Origin of the sequence: Nisaea sp. (assembly GCF_034670185.1) — a bacterium.
GTDB lineage: Bacteria > Pseudomonadota > Alphaproteobacteria > Thalassobaculales > Thalassobaculaceae > Nisaea.
In genome coordinates this window covers 745,834-762,436 of sequence record NZ_JAXMNY010000001.1, presented here as the reverse complement: position 1 = coordinate 762,436, position 16,603 = coordinate 745,834, and the positions used below count along the sequence as shown (strand labels likewise).

Here is a 16,603-nt window from a genome sequence, read left to right as displayed (position 1 = left end):
TTTCTTCGCTCCAGAGCATGATCCACATTCAAAATCAGGAGCGGGCAGTGGCGGCTGAAATCAACGAAAACGGCGGAACATTTGGCAGCCACGGCGGGCCGATCGACGTTTTCTACATGCCGGAAGGCAGTAAGCGACACCCGACCGTCTCACACGGCAAGGGTGCCTGGATCTGGGATACCGAGGGACGACAATATCTGGATGCATGTTGCGGACCGGTGGCGACCAATCTCGGCCACGGCAACGAACGCGTCATCGCTGCCATGACCGATCAGGCGCACAAAATCTGTTTTGCCGGCCGGCAACATTTCGAGAACCAACCCAATATCGATCTCGCCAATCTGGTTTCTGAACATGCCGGCCCCGGCTTCGAGCGTGTCTTCGTCTGCTCTGGCGGATCTGAAGCGAACGAAGCCGCCATCAAGCTGGCAAGACAATACGCCATCTCTCAGGGTGAGACCGCGCGCTGCAAGGTTCTGGGCCGCGACCCCGGCTATCACGGCTCCACCCTCGGGGCCGCCGCGATCAGTGGCGACCCGGCCTCCGAAGCATTGTTCTCCGGTATGATGAAAGTGATGCCGAAAGTGCCGGCGCCCTTCAATTACCGGCTGCCGGACAATCACGACGCCGACAGTTATGCCCGGCATGCCGCCGCCATGCTTGAACAAGCCATCCTTGAAGAAGGCCCGGAAACGGTGCTGGCCTTCATCATGGAGCCGGTCGGGGGCCTCGCCACCGGCGCGCTGGTTGCACCCGACCATTATTACAAAGCGGTGCGGGACATCTGCACAAAGCATGGCGTACTGCTGATCTATGATGAGGTGATGTGCGGCGCCGGCCGAACCGGGACTTTCCTGTGTGCCGATCATTGGCCGGATGCGAAACCCGACATGATCACTTTGGCCAAGGGTATCGCGGCCGGCTACACACCGCTCGGCCTGGTGTTAGCACCGGCTGCCATGGTCGAAGCCGTCACCCGCACGGGCGGCTTCATGCACGGCCACACCTATGTCGCCAATCCGCTGAGTTGCGCCGTCGGTCATGCAGTGGTGAGCGAGCTGGTCGAAAACAACCTGATGGCAAATGCGACGAAGATGGGAGAGCGTCTGCGGGCCGGTTTGCGCGATCTGCAGACCCGCAGCGGTATTCTCGGCGACGTCCGTGGGCTCGGCCTGTTGAATGCCATAGAGATCGTGCGTGACAAGGAAACGAAGGAAATTCTGCCAGCCTCCCGGCAGGCGCTTTCACGGATGATCGAGATCGGCATGCAACATGGCCTGCTGCTCTATTCCCGGCGGACAGCAAACGGGAAATACGGCGAATGGCTGATGGTGACGCCGCCCCTCACCGTCACCGGAGACGAAGTGGACGAAATCGTCAGCCGCCTCGGGAAGACCCTCGCCGCCTTCGAAAGTGAGCTGGATTAACCCTTTTCATCGGATTGGTTCCCGCCTAGGCTTCACGCATTCCAAGGGGTGCCCGTACGGGCTGAGAGGCATTGCGCCGACCCTTCGAACCTGATCCGGGTCATGCCGGCGTAGGGATGGAAACGCGTTACCGCTCTTGCAGCCACACGCACCCCATTTATCCTGAAGCCTCCCCGGATCTCTGTGCAACCGACTGCAAGGGATCCACCTTATGAACAAGCACTCCCCCATCGCCGCCGTTACCACGGGACCGTTGCCGGCCTCGCGCAAGATCTATGTGCCGGGCAGCATCCACCCCGATATCCGCGTGCCGATGCGCGAAATCGCCGTACACCCTTCCGCCGGGGAGCCGCCGGTGACCGTCTATGATCCGTCCGGCCCCTATACCGACGCCGACGCCCATATCGATATCGAGGCTGGACTGCCTGCACTGCGCCGGGACTGGATCACCGCGCGGAGCAATGTCGAGACCTATCAGGGCCGCATCGTGAAGCCGGAAGACAACGGCAATGTCGGCGACGGCAATCTGGTGACGGAGTTCGGCGCCATCAAGCCGCCGCTGCGCGCCAAACCCGGCGAACGGCCGACCCAGCTCGCCTATGCCAGGGCCGGTATCATCACGGCGGAGATGGAGTTCGTCGCCATCCGCGAGAACCAGCTCCGCGAAGAGCTGAAACAGACCGCACGCGATGGTGAGGATTTTGGCGCCTCCATCCCGGACGTGGTGACACCCGAATTCGTCCGGGACGAGATTGCCCGGGGCCGGGCCATCATCCCGGCAAACATCAACCATCCGGAAACTGAACCCATGGCCATCGGGCGGAATTTCCTGGTCAAGGTGAACGCCAATATCGGCAATTCCGCCGTCACCTCCTCCGTCGCGGACGAGATCGACAAGATGGTTTGGGCCATCCGCTGGGGCGCCGACACGGTGATGGATCTTTCCACCGGGCGGAACATCCACAATATCCGCGAATGGATCATAAGGAACTCGTCGGTACCGATCGGCACCGTGCCACTCTATCAGGCTCTGGAGAAGGTCGACGGCGTTCCGGAAGCCCTGAGCTGGGAGGTCTATCGCGACACGCTGATCGAGCAGTGCGAACAGGGCGTCGACTATTTCACCATCCATGCCGGCGTCCGCCTGCCCTTCATTCCGCTCACCGTGGACCGGGTTACCGGGATCGTCAGCCGGGGCGGCTCGATCATGGCGAAATGGTGCCTGGCCCATCACAAGGAGAGCTTCCTCTACGAGAATTTCGAGGAAATCTGCGAAATCATGGCCGCCTACGACGTTTCCTTCTCGCTCGGGGACGGGTTGCGGCCGGGCTCAATCGCTGACGCCAACGACAAGGCTCAGTTCGCCGAGCTGGAGACGCTCGGGCAACTCACCAAGATAGCCTGGAAACATGATGTGCAGGTGATGATCGAGGGCCCGGGCCATGTGCCGATGCACAAGATCAAGGAGAACATGGACAAGCAGCTGGAGGCCTGCGACGAGGCCCCGTTCTATACGCTTGGCCCGCTGACCACCGATATCGCCCCCGGCTACGATCACATCACCAGCGGCATCGGCGCCGCCATGATCGGCTGGTTCGGCTGTGCCATGCTTTGCTATGTGACGCCTAAGGAGCATCTCGGCCTGCCGGACCGGGACGATGTGAAAACGGGTGTGATCACCTACCGCATTGCTGCCCACGCGGCGGATCTGGCGAAAGGTCATCCGGGAGCACAACGACGGGATGATGCGCTTTCACGGGCGCGCTTCGATTTCCGCTGGGAGGATCAGTTCAATCTGTCGCTCGATCCGGAGACGGCCCGCGACTTCCATGACCAGACATTGCCGAAGGAAGCACACAAGACGGTGCATTTCTGCTCCATGTGCGGTCCGAAATTCTGCTCGATGCGGATCTCGCACGAGCTGAAGGACGAGGCGAAACAAGGCATGGAAACCATGGCCGAGCTGTTCCGGGACAAGGGTAGCGAGATCTATCAGGCATCGAACGGCAAGGCCGGATAAGAGAAACCGGGTCCCGGATCAGCCGGGACCCGGACCAGCCATCTGCAACGCCCGGACCACGCAGAGCCGCGGGTCTGCTTCCCTGATTGTGTTTGTCCTACCTTATGTTTATATGGAGCGGCATTTCCTGCTGCCGTAGTGGCAGGTTCAGTCCATCACGGAAATAGACCGCCAGCCAGCAGGCGGGGAACCCATGGCACGACGCAGAAAAGTTTACGAAGGTAAGGCAAAGGACCTTTTCGAAGGCCCCGAGCCCGGCACCCTGATCCAGTATTTCAAGGATGACGCCACAGCTTTCAACGCAGAAAAGCAGGGCATCATCACTGGCAAGGGCGTGCTGAACAACCGCATCAGCGAGTATCTGATGACGCGGTTGACCGAAATCGGCATCCCGACGCATTTCATGCGTCGCCTGAACATGCGCGAGCAGCTCGTCCGTGAAGTCGAGATCATTCCGGTCGAGGTGGTGATCCGCAATGTCGCCGCAGGCTCAATCGCGAAGCGGTTCGGGCTAGAGGAAGGCACTCCGCTGCCGCGCTCGATCATCGAGTACTTTTACAAATCCGATGAGCTCGGCGATCCGATCATCTCCGAAGAGCACATCACCGCGTTCGGCTGGGCGACCACACAGGACATCGACGACATCGTCGCGCTATCGCTCCGGGTGAACGATTTCCTTTCCGGGCTGTTCATCGGCGTCGGTTTGCGCCTGGTCGATTTCAAGCTCGAATTCGGCCGGCTCTATACCGAGGACACATTGCAGATCGTACTGGCGGATGAAATCAGCCCGGACAATTGCCGGCTGTGGGATTCGAAAACCAACGAAAAGCTGGACAAGGACCGGTTCCGTCGCGATCTCGGTGGTGTCCGCGAGGCCTATCAGGAAGTTGCCCGCCGTCTCGGCGTCCTTCCCGAAGCCGGACCGATGGACCTCAAGGGTCCGAAAGCCATCCAGTAAAGCCGCACGTCGGCACGAACGACCAACTAATTGGTGAGAGCATGAAAGCCACTGTCCATGTCACGCTGAAAAACGGCGTTCTCGACCCGCAAGGGAAAGCCATCGAACATGCGCTCGGCGCACTCGGTTTCGGCGGCGTCAATCAGGTTCGCCAGGGCAAGTTCCTCGAACTCGATCTCGGCGAGACCGACGCGGAGAAGGCCCGCGCCCAGGTAACCGACATGTGCGAGAAGCTGCTCGCCAATACCGTTATCGAGAACTACACGGTCGAGATCGAGGGCTGAGGGCGGCTTCATGGCCCCCCGCCGCATCCTCCGCCTTACCGACGCCCCGCACCATCTCGACACAGTTGTCGCGTGGAATCATGCGGAATGGGGTGTGACCGCCGGCCGGTCTCTGTCCGTTACCGAGGGCTGGTTCCAGGACATGATCCGGAAACCGAGCGAAGAATGCGTCATCGCAGAGCGGGATGGTGTTGCGCTCGGCATAGCCTGCCTCGTCGATCACGACCTTGAGGAACGGCCGGACCTGCTTCACTGGCTCGCCAGCGTCTATGTTGACCCGGCGTTTCGGAGAACAGGCCTCGGCAGCGCACTCGTCGGCGCGGTCGAACGTGAAGCTGCCGCGCGCAACATCAAACACCTGCATCTCTATACGCATACAGCCGAACCGCTTTATCAGCGCCTCGGCTGGACCGTTAGCGAGCGGTTCAATCTTGATGAAGACGCGTTCGCGCTGATGATCAAGGACCCGCGCGGCTAGGCGACCGAATAGCGGTTCTTCCCGTTCTTCTTCGCGTCATACATGGCCTTGTCCGCGCGTTTGATGAGCGAATCCGGCGTGTCCGAGGCACCGTTGAAAAAGGCAATGCCGATGCTGGCCCCGATATTCGTGCCACCTTCCTCAAAGCTGAATTCATCGGAAAAACTGTTCAGCAGGCGTTCCGCCAACGGCGCCACGACATCCCGAAAGCCAAGGCCAGTCAGCAGAACGAGGAATTCATCGCCTCCAATCCGGGATACCGTGTCCACTTCGCGGAAACATCCACGCATACGATTAGCCACCTCCTTCAGAACCTGATCCCCAGCATCGTGGCCATAAGTATCGTTAACCGGCTTGAAACCATCCAGATCGACATAAAAGACAGCCATGAGGGTCTGGCTGCGTTGGGCCTGCGCCATAGCCTGATTCAATCGATCGTGACAAAGCCGGAGCGTCGGTAATCCTGTCAGACTGTCGTGATTGGCGAGCTCCGCCATTTTTTGCTCTGACTCAGCGAGACGCGTCGCGAGAGTTTCGAGCTCGGCTGTCTGCCGCGCCATTCGCTCTTCCCGGTCACGCAATTCAAGAACCTGCATTTCCAGCTCTTCGCGGCTCCGGATCTGGCTTCTTTCAAGTTCCATCCGGTCGGTAATCTCATAGACCCAGCCAAGAATGCATTCCTCGCCGTGATAGGTGAACGGCCGACCGGAGACCAGGGCCCAGAAACGGCGCCCGTCACTTCTGAAAAGCTCCACCTCTTCGTTTTCAACAGCGCCGGCCTGCGTCATTTTCGCAATCACGCGGTTGCGCAGATCCGGATCGACATAATGATCTGCTGCGAGGATTTGCCGGATTTCCTCTTCCGACAGCCCCAGCATCTCGCGGATCTTTCTATTGGAGTACCGGCGGTGCCCGTCCTGGCCGATGATGTTTACCCCGATAGGGCTATCATCGAGGATTTGATGAATGTGGCGCTCCTGATCGAGGAGTGTTTCTTCAGAGCGCGCCTGTCCGGAAATATCCCTGAAGGTCAGGAGATAGCCGGTCTTTTGAAGCGGTAGGCCGCGTATCTCGCAGACAATGTCACCGGCCACGATTCGCCGACATTCGAGCGTATCGCCATTGGCGGCGGCTCCGATTATCGGCGCGGACCAACTGGTACCGCTCGCACCTGGCCCGTCAATCGCATCAAACAGCACGCCGATCGGCTGACCAACGGGAGAGCCGTTCAGCAACGGCCCGAAAAGCCTCGTGAAATGGGAATTGGCGGCACGGACTTTGTGCTGCTCATCAAACAGCAGCATACCTTGATCGATGGAGGTCAGAATCGTCTCGACTAAAGCGACATCGCTCGCGCTATTGACGTCGATTTTCTCCATCAAAACCGCCCCCGTCTTTCGCCAGCGCTGCCTTGATCGGCCTTCACCAGCTGTTTACTCTATTATTCGGGTTTCGCGTAAATCAACCTATTACTCACAACCATGGCCGCTATGACGCCTGCGTTGAATTAATCCGAGCAGCATCAGGCGCGTAGCTGAATCCACCGCCACGCCGGTGTCCCGACTTGCACTTCCGCGCGGCCTCCCGTACTTTCCGCCGCGCCGATCCAGCCCCAAATAAGAGGCCCCTGCGTTGAAATCAGCGATCATCGTCTTCCCAGGCACGAACCGAGAGCGCGACATGGCGATTGCGCTCGAACAGGCCAGCGGCAAGGCGCCGCTCATGGTGTGGCATAAAGACAGTGAAATCCCCGATGTGGACCTGATCGTGGTCCCCGGCGGTTTCTCCTATGGCGACTATCTGCGCGCCGGTGCCATGGCCGCCCATTCCCCTGTGCTCCGCAGCCTGAAGGAAAAGGCAGCGAAAGGCACGCCGGTCATGGGGGTCTGCAATGGCTTCCAGGTGCTGACGGAAACCGGCCTGCTGCCGGGCGTGCTGATGCGCAATGCCGGCCTCAAATTCATCTGCCGCAATGTCGGCCTGAAGGTCGAGACCAGCCAGTCTCTCTTCACCGGCGGTTACGAAGACGGGCAGGTTCTGTCGATCCCGGTCGCCCACAATGACGGCAACTATTTCGCCGACAATGAAACGCTGGACCGGATCGAGCAGGACGGTCAGGTCGCGTTCCGCTATGTCGACGAAGACGGTGCGATGACCGAGGCCGGAAACCCCAATGGTTCCGCCCGCAACATCGCCGGCGTGTTCAACAAGGACAAGACGGTGCTCGGCTTCATGCCGCACCCGGAAAACGCAATCGACAGCGCGGTCGGCGGCACCGACGGGCGCGGTCTCTTCGACGGACTGGTGAGGGCCCTCTCGTGAGCATTTCCAATACGGCAATCACCCCGGAAATCGTCGCCGAACACGGCCTTTCCGAAGACGAATACGCAAGCATCCTGAAGATCCTTGGCCGCGAGCCGAACATGACGGAACTCGGTGTGTTCTCCGCCATGTATTCCGAGCATTGCTCCTACAAGAGCTCGAAGAAATGGTTGAAGACGCTTCCGACCGAAGCGCCGCATGTCATCCAGGGTCCGGGTGAGAATGCCGGCGTAATCGATATCGGCGACGGCGAGGCCGCGATCTTCAAGATCGAGAGCCACAACCACCCGAGCTTTATCGAGCCTTATCAGGGCGCGGCGACCGGTGTCGGCGGCATCCTGCGCGATGTCTTCACCATGGGCGCGCGGCCGATCGCCAACCTGAACGCCCTGCGTTTCGGCAGCCCGGATCATCCGAAGACCCGGCATCTGGTCGGCGGCGTGGTCGCCGGCATTGCCGGATACGGCAACTGCATGGGAATTCCGACGGTCGCGGGTGAAGTGAACTTTCACCCAGCCTATAACGGCAACATTCTGGTCAACGCGATGACAGTCGGGCTCGCCCCGGCGGACCGGATTTTCTACTCGGCCGCCGCCGGTGCCGGGAACCCGGTGATCTATGTCGGCGCGAAGACTGGCCGTGACGGCATTCACGGCGCGACCATGTCCTCGACCGAGTTCAACGAGGATTCGGAAGAAAAGCGCCCGACCGTGCAGGTCGGCGATCCGTTCACCGAAAAATTGCTGCTGGAAGCCTGCCTGGAGCTGATGGCGACCGACACCATCATCGCCATTCAGGACATGGGCGCAGCAGGCCTCACCTCTTCTGCTGTCGAGATGGCGGGTAAAGGCGGCCTCGGAATCGAGATGGACCTGGCCAAAGTCCCGGCCCGCGAAGAGAACATGACACCCTATGAGCTGATGCTCTCCGAGAGCCAGGAGCGCATGCTGATCATTCTGAAGCCGGATGCGGCTTCGGAAGCCGAGGCACGGGCGATCTTCGACAAGTGGGAGCTGGACTTCGCCGTTATCGGCACCCTGACCACCACGGGCCACCTGGTTCTGAAAATGGGCGACGAGCTGGTCGGCGACATTCCTATCGCGCCAATGGTCGACGAATCCCCTGAATATGACCGCCCGTGGGAGCAGACACCCGCCGCCCCTGTCGTCGATGCCGCGAGCGTTCCGGTACCCGACAGCCTTACCGCGAAGCTGAAAGACCTGATCGGAACACCGGATCTGTGCAGCCGGCGCTGGGTCTGGGAACAGTACGATCACCTGATCATGGGCGACACGGCGATCCGTCCTGGCGGCGATGCCGCCATGGTGCGTGTGCGCGACAGCAAGAAGGGTCTCGCCCTCACCGTCGACTGCACGCCGCGCTACGTGAAAGCAGATCCCGAAACAGGTGGTGCCCAGGCTGTGGCGGAAACCTGGCGGAACATCACCGCGACCGGCGCCAAGCCGCTGGCCATCACCAACAACATGAATTTCGGCAACCCGCAGAAGCCACAGATCATGGGCCAGTTCGTCGGCGCCATTAATGGTATGCGGGCGGCCTGCATCGCGCTCGACTACCCGGTCGTCTCCGGCAACGTCTCGCTCTACAACGAGACCGAAGGCGCCGCCATCCTGCCGACCCCTGTGATCGGCGGCGTTGGCGTCATCGCCGATATCGCGAAGCGCGGCACCGTCGCCTTCAAGGCAGCGGATGAAGCCATCGTCGTGATTGGCGAGACCACGGGTTGGCTCGGCCAGTCCATCTATCTCCGTGAAATTGAAGGCCGCGAGGAAGGTGCTCCGCCGCCGGTCGATCTCGCTCTGGAGAAAAAGAACGGCGATTTCGTTCGCGGCCTGATCGAGACAAGCAAGGTGACTGCCTGTCACGATGTGTCCGACGGCGGCCTCGCCATAGCGCTCGCGGAAATGGCGCTCGGCGCCAAGGGACTCGGTGCGGATGTTACGCCGGAAGGCGATCTGCCGGCCCATGCCTGGGCTTTCGGCGAGGATCAGGCGCGCTATGTGGTTACGGCGAAGGACGCGGACAGCATCCTGAAAGCGGCAGCGGATGCAGGGGTTCCGGCAGCCGTCATTGGCAAGACAACCGGCACTGGTGAATTGAAACTCGGCACCGGTGACTCCATATCCGTCTCAATGCTACGTTCTCGGTTCGAGGATTGGCTGCCGAACTTCATGGCTGCCTCCTGAGAGCGACGAGACAAGAAACCTGAACGGGAAACAAGGATAAGAACGCATGGCAATGGAAGCCGGAGAGATCGAACGCCTCATCAAGGAGACGTTCCCCGACGCTCAGGTCACGATTGAAGATCTGCGTGGGGATGGCGACCACTACGCCTGCCACGTTCTGTCTACCGCCTTCGAGGGCAAGACCCGTATCCAGCAGCATCAGATGGTCTATGCGGCCCTCCAGGGCCGGATGGGCAACGAGCTGCACGCCCTCGCCCTGCAGACCGGCACGCCGGCCTGAAACGAACCAGCATTACCCGCTAAACCTTACGGCACACGGACCCATGAAAGGACCACGCCATGCTTGATGAAAACACCCGCCAGAGAATCCAGGACGAAATCGGCGGCACGGACGTCGTTCTCTTCATGAAGGGCACGCCCGTCTTCCCGCAATGCGGTTTCTCCGCCGCCGTTGTCGGCGTACTCAGCCATATCGGCGTGAAGTTCAAAGGCATCAACGTCCTTGAAGATCCGGCCGTGCGCGAAGGCATCAAGGAATTCTCCAACTGGCCGACCATTCCGCAGCTCTACGTGAAGAACGAGTTTGTCGGCGGCTGCGACATCATCCGCGAGATGTACGAAACCGGCGAGCTGATGGAAATGTTCAAGAGCAAAGACATCGACGCACAGATCGGCGCCGAAGCGTAAGCGCGTTTAACTCGCCGCACCCCAGGTATTAGAACGAGGACGTATATTGAATAGATGCGTCCTCGTTTCTTTCGAGGCCCTCTCAGACGCTAAAAACTTCCCAATACCAGACCCACACCAGCATCGCGATCGTCCACACGGCCATCATCCCGTAGGTGATCAGATTCGCATTCCGCAGGTGCAGATTGAGCGCAAATCTATCAAGCCGCCGTCTCAGCAGGACAATCACCCCAAACTCCGTCTTCCAGGACGCAAAAAAGAACGGAACGAGCAGGACTAGATAGGCAAATGGAAAAATCCAGTTCGGGCCGGGTCCCGGCAACACCCACGGCGCATCAAGTACATAATCCAGAGCGCTACTTGCGGACGGCGCAAGCATATCTCTGCCCATCTCGGCCACAATCGCAACGGCCACCCACGCAAACGGCACTCCGACCAACGTAGAGACAAGATTCGCCACGAGAGAGAGCCAGATCGCTTCGCCTTTCCTCATTTGCATATGGGAAGAGAGATAAGCTCCCTCGAACCAGACAATCGGGACCAGTGAAACTGCGAATATAGGCACGGTCAGAAAAAAGATAGGCACCCCAACATTCGCCCAAGCGGCGTTCGGAAGGGCGACCAACGTAGCCGCCGCAAGCAGAATATGTATTAAGCATCGCATTGCATATTTCCATGCGGGTTCAGGTACCAGTCCTGATCGAAGCGTCCGTGATCTGTTCACCATCCGCAACACACGATGATTTCGGTGGGGCCTCCTCGTACAAAGCGGCAGCGACGTCAAACCCTGGATCAGCGAATCCTCGGAGCCGTGACCTAGATTCCAAGATACCCGTTTTCGCGGGAATGAAGAGATTAGAAAGGCCGGCACGAACCGACCTTTTTGCATTCCACGATAGAGTGGATCACCCTCCCCGGTCCTCTCCATTCAGTTTTTCAAGGTTCTCGAGAAATTGGGATAGGTAGCGGTTGAACCGTTGCACATCCTTTTCGGACAATCCTGCCAACAGCATACGCTGCCGCTCTAGCGCCACCTCCAGTACCTTGGCATGCAGCGCATGCCCCTCTGGCGTCAAGAACCAGTCCCGCCGCCGCACGCCATCGCCCGGCGCTGCGAGGCCGTCCTTCTCAAGCCGACGTAAACACCGACTGACCGCCGCCTTATCGATCCCTATGATCCGCGCCGCGTGACTGACGCTGCTCCCCGGCTCTCGCGTCAGCATGACCAGCATGCGCCAGTCCATGGCGCCGATTCCGAAATGCTCCCGATAGTATCGCGCGGCACTGCGGGTAAAGCGGTTGGCAGCGAAGGTCAGCAGCACCGTCGGCGAACGGCTGAAGCTCAGCGTCACCTGCGCCTCCCCGCCCGCCATGTCCTCGACGGCAACGAGGAAGAGAGAGTCCGGAAGATCCTTGGTTTCGTCCATCATCGCGGCCCATCAAACTCCATCCATCACCCCAGGCAGCATCCCAGAGAGAGCCTGTTGACTCAACAACACAGCTCTGTTGACATGACAACAAAATGGAAGAACGAGGGTTTTGGGATGGAAACGATCAGCGTCACTTGGATCCTCACGGACGGGTCGCGGCGGAGCGCCGAGGTGGTGACCGGCGGCAATCTGATGCAGGCAGCACTCGACAACGGTATCGATGGCATCGTCGGTCAGTGCGGCGGCAGCCTCGCCTGCGCGACCTGCCACGTCACCGTCGAAAATGCGCCGGCACCCCTGCCGGAGATCGCACCGGACGAGGACGACATGCTCGACATGGCCGAGCCCGAGCGGGTGCGCGCGAGCCGCCTCTCCTGCCAGCTCATCGCTGCGCCGGAGCTCGACGGTATCGTGCTGCGCGTGCCCTGACGCCCGACGGAGAGACCACATGTCCAACGCCCCCGCCTACGAAATCGATCCGAACGCCTTCTGGAAGGATCCCTACCCGGATCTGAAACGGATGCGCGCCGAGGCGCCGATCGCCTATGTCCCGCAACTCGGCGCCACCCTGCTCACCCGCCGCGACGACATCTTCGAGAATGAGAAAAAGATCGAGATCTTCTCCTCCGACCAGCCGCAGGGCCTGATGACCTTGCTGATGGGGCAGAACCTGATGCGCAAGGACGGCGCAGCACACATGGCCGAGCGCAAGGCAATCTTCCCCTCGGTCTCCCCGAAGACGGTGAAGGCTGTCTGGAAGGCCGCCTTCGAAAAGCAGACCGCGAAGGCGCTCGAGGAGCTTCATCCCCTCGGCGCGGCCGACATGGTCAAGGATATCGCGAAACGGATCTCCGGCGAGGCGCTGAAGGCCATCACCGGGCTTACCAGCATGAGCTGGCAGGAAATGGACCGCGTCAGCCAGGGCATGATCGACGGTTGCGCCAATTATGCCGGAGACCGGGACGTGGAAGCGCGCTGCCACGACTGCACGGCCTCCATCGACCGCCATATCGACGAGATGATCCCGCTGCTCCGTGAGAGGCCGGACAGCTCGATGCTTTCCGTGCAGATCCAAGCCGGTTTGCCCGAGGAGTCCGTCCGGGCAAACATCAAATTGGCCATCTCCGGCGGACAGAACGAACCGCGCGACGTGATCGCAGGCCTCGTCTGGACCCTGCTGACCCATCCAGAGCAGCTCACGCTGATCCGAACCGGCGGAGCCACCTGGCTTCAGGCCTTCGAGGAATATACCCGCTGGATTTCCCCCATCGGCATGTCCCCGCGCCGGATTGCACAGCGATACACGCTGAAAGGCGTCACGTTCGAGCCGGAGGACAGGGTGTTCCTGATGTTCGGTTCCGGCAATCGGGACGGGTCTGTGTTCGACGAGCCGGACACATTCGACATGACCCGCAACACATCCGCCTCCATCGCCTTCGGCGCGGGACCGCATTTCTGTGCCGGCGCCTGGGCTTCCCGATGCCTGATCGCGGAGGTGGCTCTGCCGATGATCTTCGAGCGCCTGCCGGACCTCTCACTTGCGGGCGATGTCCCGTTCGGTGGCTGGGCTTTTCGTGGACCGCTGGAGATGCCGGTGAAGTGGTCAGCACCTGCCGGTTAGACTGGATTAGCTTCTATACGGCACACTTTGATAGGTGGCGGACATTAAGCGTCAGAACGATTCGCTATTTTTGCGGGCATTACTTCACTCCAAGCGCCGCCTTTATTCTCTCCTTATCAAGTAGCTCTGAGAACTTACTCAATTTTTTAAGAACATCTGGGTTTGATGCCAGCTCCATACTGGCGACTTCACCGAGGACGCCAAAACTCTGTTGGAATACATTGCCGTTCTCATATGTCCGCGCATTTTTGAGTGGCTCAAGACAGCGAGTAGAAACGAGATCAGTGAACAAGTCGGCCACTTTCTTGTTGGCCAAGGCGACGTCGCTTTCGGCTGGCGGCGAATCCAGAGCCAGATCTGGATGATTCGCGACTGAGTAGAAAAACCACTTCATGAGCTCCGTGCGTTCCTGCCTGGTTGTTGACGTAACCAAGCACTTTGACGCTTCATCGGTGAACGGACCAGCGGCCGCTGGCAGAGGCCCAACGCCCAGAAAAAACACAAACACTCCAGTCGCAAGTCTCTCAAACCTCATCACGAATTCTCCAATTCTTGGCACCCGTATCGAAGTGCGAAATGACGCACTCCGCTGCAGGAGTTACTATACTACTGTCCGAATTTACTACTTCTTGCGACCCGGCCGAAACAACCGCCCATCGATTGCCAGCAAGCCAACCGCGATCAGCCCCATCCCGGCGAAATGGCTTGGCGCCAGGGACTCACCGAGGAACGTCACGCCGAGCAGGATGGCGCTGACCGGTACCAGCAAGGTGACCAGCATCAGGTTCATCGCCCCTGCCCGCTTCAGCAGCTCAAAATAGAGGATATAGGCGAAGGCCGTGCAGAGCAGGGCCAGACCAATGAGAGCGGCGATGGTTGTCCCGCTCGGTACCGGCAATTCCCATGGCCGGTCGACAAGAACGACAGCGGGTATCATGAGAATGCTCGATGCCGTCACCTGACCCGCCGCTGTCTGGGCGGGCTTAACGCCCATCCCCTTGAAGCGCCGTCCAAAAACACCGCCAAAGGCATAACTGAGCGCCGCCCCCAGAAGCGCGAGCTGACCAATAATCGTGCCGGAGAACCCTTCTGTCAGGTCATCACCGATCATCAGCGCAACGCCACCGAAGCCGAACACCACGCCAAACACGCGCAGCGGGGTGATGCGTTCATCGTCGGTCAGGAAATGCGCCACCAGAACACCGAAAATCGGGGTTGCGGCGAGGAAGATCGAGGCAAGGCCGCTGGCGATCTGGGTCTGACCGAAGACAATCAGGGAGAACGGCACGGCATTGTTCAGCAAGCCCATGAACAGGAATGCCCGCAGGATCTTCCAGTCCGTCGGCATGCGCAGACCGAAGAGTGGCAGGGCAATCTGCATGGCAATTGCTGCCAGCCCCACACGGACCAGCACCATGGTCAGCGGCGGCACCTCGTGGATTGCCACCTCGACGAAGAAGAACGACCCGCCCCAGACAGCCGAGAGCAGGATGAGAATACCCCATTCCACCGGTCCCATTGTGAGATTGACCTTGGCGTTCATGTCCGTTCCTGACCTCATCTACTCAAACTGACTTCAATCGTCCCGGCCACTCTAAGCGGCGCAAAAAGAGGCGCCGCCGCAAAACGGGCACGGAAACGGCAAATAGCACATGCTGGCCGGAACGCTTCTCCGTTTCTTGCGCGGCTTATCGCCAATGCCAATTCGGCGATTGAGCAGCGTGAGGCCTCTGACTAGTGTGTACCGCAAAAATCAAGGGAGTGACGCTTATGCAGGCGCGCGAAAGCCGGCCCGGAGTTGCACCGGTTCTGGATATTCTGAAAGACCGGTTTGCAGACCGGTTCTCAACAGCTCCAGCCGTCCTTGACCGGCATGGCCAGGACGAGAGCTATCACAAGTCCCTGCCCCCGGAGGGTGTGGTCTTCGCCAACAGCACCGAAGAGGTCGCGGAAGTGGTGAAGCTCTGCGCCGAGCATGGCGTTCCGGTCATTCCTTTCGGCACCGGCACTTCCCTCGAAGGCCATATCGGCGCGGTCATGGGCGGCATCTGCATCGATCTCTCGAACATGAATGCGGTCCTTGAAGTCAACGCCGAGGACCTGGATTGTCTGGTACAGGCCGGCGTCACCCGCAAGCAGCTCAACACCCATTTGCGCGACCAGGGTCTGTTCTTCCCGATCGATCCCGGCGCCGATGCCTCGATCGGCGGCATGGCGGCGACCCGCGCTTCCGGCACCAACGCCGTGCGCTACGGCACCATGCGCGAGAACGTGCTCTCCCTAACCGTGGTGACGGCGAACGGCGAAATCATCCGCACCGCCCGCCGAGCCCGGAAATCATCCGCCGGATACGACCTGACACGGTTGTTTGTCGGCTCCGAAGGCACGCTCGGCGTGATCACCGAAGTCGCGCTCAAGCTCTATGGCATTCCAGAAGCAACCTCCGCCGCCGTCTGTCAGTTCGACGATCTGGAGAGTGCCGTCAGTACGGTGATCCTGACCATCCAGTCCGGCGTGCCGATGGCCCGCATCGAGTTGCTGAATGACGATCAGATGGAAGCCTGCATCCGGTTCTCCAAGCTCGAGGGCTATGAGAAGAAGCCGACCCTGTTCTTCGAGTTCCACGGCAGCGAGACCGCCGTAAAGGAACAGGCCGAGATGGTCGAAGGGATCGCCACCGAATTCGGCGGCAGTGCTTTCCAGTGGGCGGAGAAGGCAGAGGACCGGAACAAGCTCTGGGAAGCCCGGCACAATGTGCATTACGCCATCAAATCCATGCGCCCTAACTGCGAGGTGATGGCGACCGATATCTGCGTGCCGATCTCGCGGCTGGCGGAAGCCATCCTGGCGGCCCAGAAGGACCTGACCGAAAACGGCCTGACCGCCGGCATCGTCGGCCATGTCGGCGACGGCAATTTCCATGTCGGCTACTGCATCGACCCGAACAATGCCAATGAGGTCGCCGCCGCCAAGGGCCATAACGAGCGTATGGTGTTCCGGGCGCTGGAGATGGACGGCACCTGTACCGGCGAGCACGGCATCGGCCAGGGCAAGATGCGCTACATGGAAGCCGAACACGGGTTGGCCCTCAACGCCATGAGGGCGATCAAGCAGGCGCTGGACCCGCAGAACATCATGAATCCCGGCAAGGTTCTGCCCGCCTGAGCCT

17 protein-coding genes and 1 riboswitch are annotated in these 16,603 nt (G+C 60.1%); of the genes, 12 read left to right on the top strand and 5 right to left on the bottom strand.

Annotated features, from left to right (window positions below; translation table 11 throughout):
• Window positions 1-47 precede the first annotated feature (47 nt).
• From VOI22_RS03590 to VOI22_RS03570, 5 genes are all read left to right on the top strand, one after another.
• Complete coding sequence (locus VOI22_RS03590; RefSeq protein WP_323795211.1) at window positions 48-1,427, top strand: aspartate aminotransferase family protein; 1,380 nt, start codon at window positions 48-50, stop codon at window positions 1,425-1,427.
• Window positions 1,428-1,461: 34 nt separating this feature from the next.
• Window positions 1,462-1,561, top strand: a riboswitch (TPP riboswitch).
• A 77-nt stretch (window positions 1,562-1,638) separates the two neighbouring features.
• On the top strand, window positions 1,639-3,447 hold the full coding sequence (gene thiC, locus VOI22_RS03585) for a phosphomethylpyrimidine synthase ThiC (RefSeq protein ID WP_323795210.1): 1,809 nt from the start codon (window positions 1,639-1,641) through the stop codon (window positions 3,445-3,447).
• Between the two features lie 193 nt (window positions 3,448-3,640).
• Complete coding sequence (gene purC, locus VOI22_RS03580) at window positions 3,641-4,405, top strand: phosphoribosylaminoimidazolesuccinocarboxamide synthase (RefSeq protein ID WP_028465327.1); 765 nt, start codon at window positions 3,641-3,643, stop codon at window positions 4,403-4,405.
• A gap of 41 nt (window positions 4,406-4,446) precedes the next feature.
• Window positions 4,447-4,689, top strand: coding sequence for a phosphoribosylformylglycinamidine synthase subunit PurS (purS, locus tag VOI22_RS03575; RefSeq protein ID WP_193171050.1), 243 nt, complete (start codon window positions 4,447-4,449; stop codon window positions 4,687-4,689).
• Window positions 4,690-4,699: 10 nt separating this feature from the next.
• Complete coding sequence (locus VOI22_RS03570) at window positions 4,700-5,167, top strand: GNAT family N-acetyltransferase (protein ID WP_323795209.1); 468 nt, start codon at window positions 4,700-4,702, stop codon at window positions 5,165-5,167.
• Here VOI22_RS03570 and VOI22_RS03565 read toward each other — a convergent pair.
• A complete protein-coding gene (locus tag VOI22_RS03565; RefSeq protein WP_323795208.1) occupies window positions 5,164-6,546 on the bottom strand; it encodes a diguanylate cyclase domain-containing protein in 1,383 nt (460 codons plus the stop codon). The genes VOI22_RS03570 and VOI22_RS03565 overlap by 4 nt on opposite strands.
• 253 nt (window positions 6,547-6,799) lie before the next feature.
• Between VOI22_RS03565 and purQ the strand changes: the two genes are divergently transcribed.
• The 4 genes from purQ to grxD are packed head-to-tail and all read left to right on the top strand — an operon-like array spanning window position 6,800 to window position 10,383.
• On the top strand, window positions 6,800-7,489 hold the full coding sequence (purQ, locus tag VOI22_RS03560) for a phosphoribosylformylglycinamidine synthase subunit PurQ (RefSeq protein ID WP_323795207.1): 690 nt from the start codon (window positions 6,800-6,802) through the stop codon (window positions 7,487-7,489).
• Window positions 7,486-9,696, top strand: a complete 2,211-nt coding sequence (gene purL / locus VOI22_RS03555) for a phosphoribosylformylglycinamidine synthase subunit PurL (protein ID WP_323795206.1) — start codon at window positions 7,486-7,488, stop codon at window positions 9,694-9,696. Before purQ ends, purL begins: the two co-directional genes overlap by 4 nt.
• Before the next feature lie 46 nt (window positions 9,697-9,742).
• Window positions 9,743-9,976, top strand: a complete 234-nt coding sequence (locus VOI22_RS03550; protein WP_028465332.1) for a BolA family protein — start codon at window positions 9,743-9,745, stop codon at window positions 9,974-9,976.
• 59 nt (window positions 9,977-10,035) lie between these two features.
• On the top strand, window positions 10,036-10,383 hold the full coding sequence (gene grxD / locus VOI22_RS03545; RefSeq protein WP_323795205.1) for a Grx4 family monothiol glutaredoxin: 348 nt from the start codon (window positions 10,036-10,038) through the stop codon (window positions 10,381-10,383).
• An 82-nt stretch (window positions 10,384-10,465) separates the two neighbouring features.
• Here the strand turns inward: grxD and VOI22_RS03540 are convergent, their stop codons facing one another.
• Both VOI22_RS03540 and VOI22_RS03535 read right to left on the bottom strand, forming a co-directional pair.
• Complete coding sequence (locus tag VOI22_RS03540; protein WP_323795204.1) at window positions 10,466-11,008, bottom strand: hypothetical protein; 543 nt, start codon at window positions 11,006-11,008, stop codon at window positions 10,466-10,468.
• Between the two features lie 280 nt (window positions 11,009-11,288).
• Complete coding sequence (locus VOI22_RS03535; protein WP_323795203.1) at window positions 11,289-11,813, bottom strand: MarR family winged helix-turn-helix transcriptional regulator; 525 nt, start codon at window positions 11,811-11,813, stop codon at window positions 11,289-11,291.
• An 81-nt stretch (window positions 11,814-11,894) separates the two neighbouring features.
• Between VOI22_RS03535 and VOI22_RS03530 the strand changes: the two genes are divergently transcribed.
• Together VOI22_RS03530 and VOI22_RS03525 are read left to right on the top strand one after the other, a co-directional pair.
• Window positions 11,895-12,242, top strand: a complete 348-nt coding sequence (locus tag VOI22_RS03530) for a 2Fe-2S iron-sulfur cluster-binding protein (RefSeq protein WP_323795202.1) — start codon at window positions 11,895-11,897, stop codon at window positions 12,240-12,242.
• Window positions 12,243-12,261: 19 nt separating this feature from the next.
• Window positions 12,262-13,434, top strand: coding sequence for a cytochrome P450 (locus VOI22_RS03525; protein ID WP_323795201.1), 1,173 nt, complete (start codon window positions 12,262-12,264; stop codon window positions 13,432-13,434).
• A gap of 79 nt (window positions 13,435-13,513) precedes the next feature.
• Here the strand turns inward: VOI22_RS03525 and VOI22_RS03520 are convergent, their stop codons facing one another.
• Together VOI22_RS03520 and VOI22_RS03515 are read right to left on the bottom strand one after the other, a co-directional pair.
• Complete coding sequence (locus VOI22_RS03520; protein WP_323795200.1) at window positions 13,514-13,969, bottom strand: hypothetical protein; 456 nt, start codon at window positions 13,967-13,969, stop codon at window positions 13,514-13,516.
• Window positions 13,970-14,056: 87 nt separating this feature from the next.
• Complete coding sequence (locus VOI22_RS03515) at window positions 14,057-14,977, bottom strand: DMT family transporter (RefSeq protein WP_323795199.1); 921 nt, start codon at window positions 14,975-14,977, stop codon at window positions 14,057-14,059.
• A gap of 227 nt (window positions 14,978-15,204) precedes the next feature.
• On the opposite strand from VOI22_RS03515, the gene VOI22_RS03510 reads away from it, so the two are divergent.
• On the top strand, window positions 15,205-16,599 hold the full coding sequence (locus VOI22_RS03510) for an FAD-binding oxidoreductase (protein WP_323795198.1): 1,395 nt from the start codon (window positions 15,205-15,207) through the stop codon (window positions 16,597-16,599).
• Window positions 16,600-16,603: the final 4 nt, after the last annotated feature.

What these genes read in the sequence shown, in the direction of transcription:
- thiC (WP_323795210.1), top strand. Translation starts at nt 1,639, where the DNA reads ATGAACAAGCACTCCCCCATCGCCGCCGTTACCACGGGACCGTTGCCG.
- purC (WP_028465327.1), top strand. Translation starts at nt 3,641, where the DNA reads ATGGCACGACGCAGAAAAGTTTACGAAGGTAAGGCAAAGGACCTTTTC.
- purS (WP_193171050.1), top strand. Translation starts at nt 4,447, where the DNA reads ATGAAAGCCACTGTCCATGTCACGCTGAAAAACGGCGTTCTCGACCCG.
- VOI22_RS03570 (WP_323795209.1), top strand. Translation starts at nt 4,700, where the DNA reads ATGGCCCCCCGCCGCATCCTCCGCCTTACCGACGCCCCGCACCATCTC.
- VOI22_RS03565 (WP_323795208.1), bottom strand. Translation starts at nt 6,546, where the DNA reads ATGGAGAAAATCGACGTCAATAGCGCGAGCGATGTCGCTTTAGTCGAG.
- VOI22_RS03550 (WP_028465332.1), top strand. Translation starts at nt 9,743, where the DNA reads ATGGCAATGGAAGCCGGAGAGATCGAACGCCTCATCAAGGAGACGTTC.
- grxD (WP_323795205.1), top strand. Translation starts at nt 10,036, where the DNA reads ATGCTTGATGAAAACACCCGCCAGAGAATCCAGGACGAAATCGGCGGC.
- VOI22_RS03535 (WP_323795203.1), bottom strand. Translation starts at nt 11,813, where the DNA reads ATGATGGACGAAACCAAGGATCTTCCGGACTCTCTCTTCCTCGTTGCC.
- VOI22_RS03530 (WP_323795202.1), top strand. Translation starts at nt 11,895, where the DNA reads ATGACAACAAAATGGAAGAACGAGGGTTTTGGGATGGAAACGATCAGC.
- VOI22_RS03525 (WP_323795201.1), top strand. Translation starts at nt 12,262, where the DNA reads ATGTCCAACGCCCCCGCCTACGAAATCGATCCGAACGCCTTCTGGAAG.
- VOI22_RS03520 (WP_323795200.1), bottom strand. Translation starts at nt 13,969, where the DNA reads ATGAGGTTTGAGAGACTTGCGACTGGAGTGTTTGTGTTTTTTCTGGGC.
- VOI22_RS03515 (WP_323795199.1), bottom strand. Translation starts at nt 14,977, where the DNA reads ATGAACGCCAAGGTCAATCTCACAATGGGACCGGTGGAATGGGGTATT.
- VOI22_RS03510 (WP_323795198.1), top strand. Translation starts at nt 15,205, where the DNA reads ATGCAGGCGCGCGAAAGCCGGCCCGGAGTTGCACCGGTTCTGGATATT.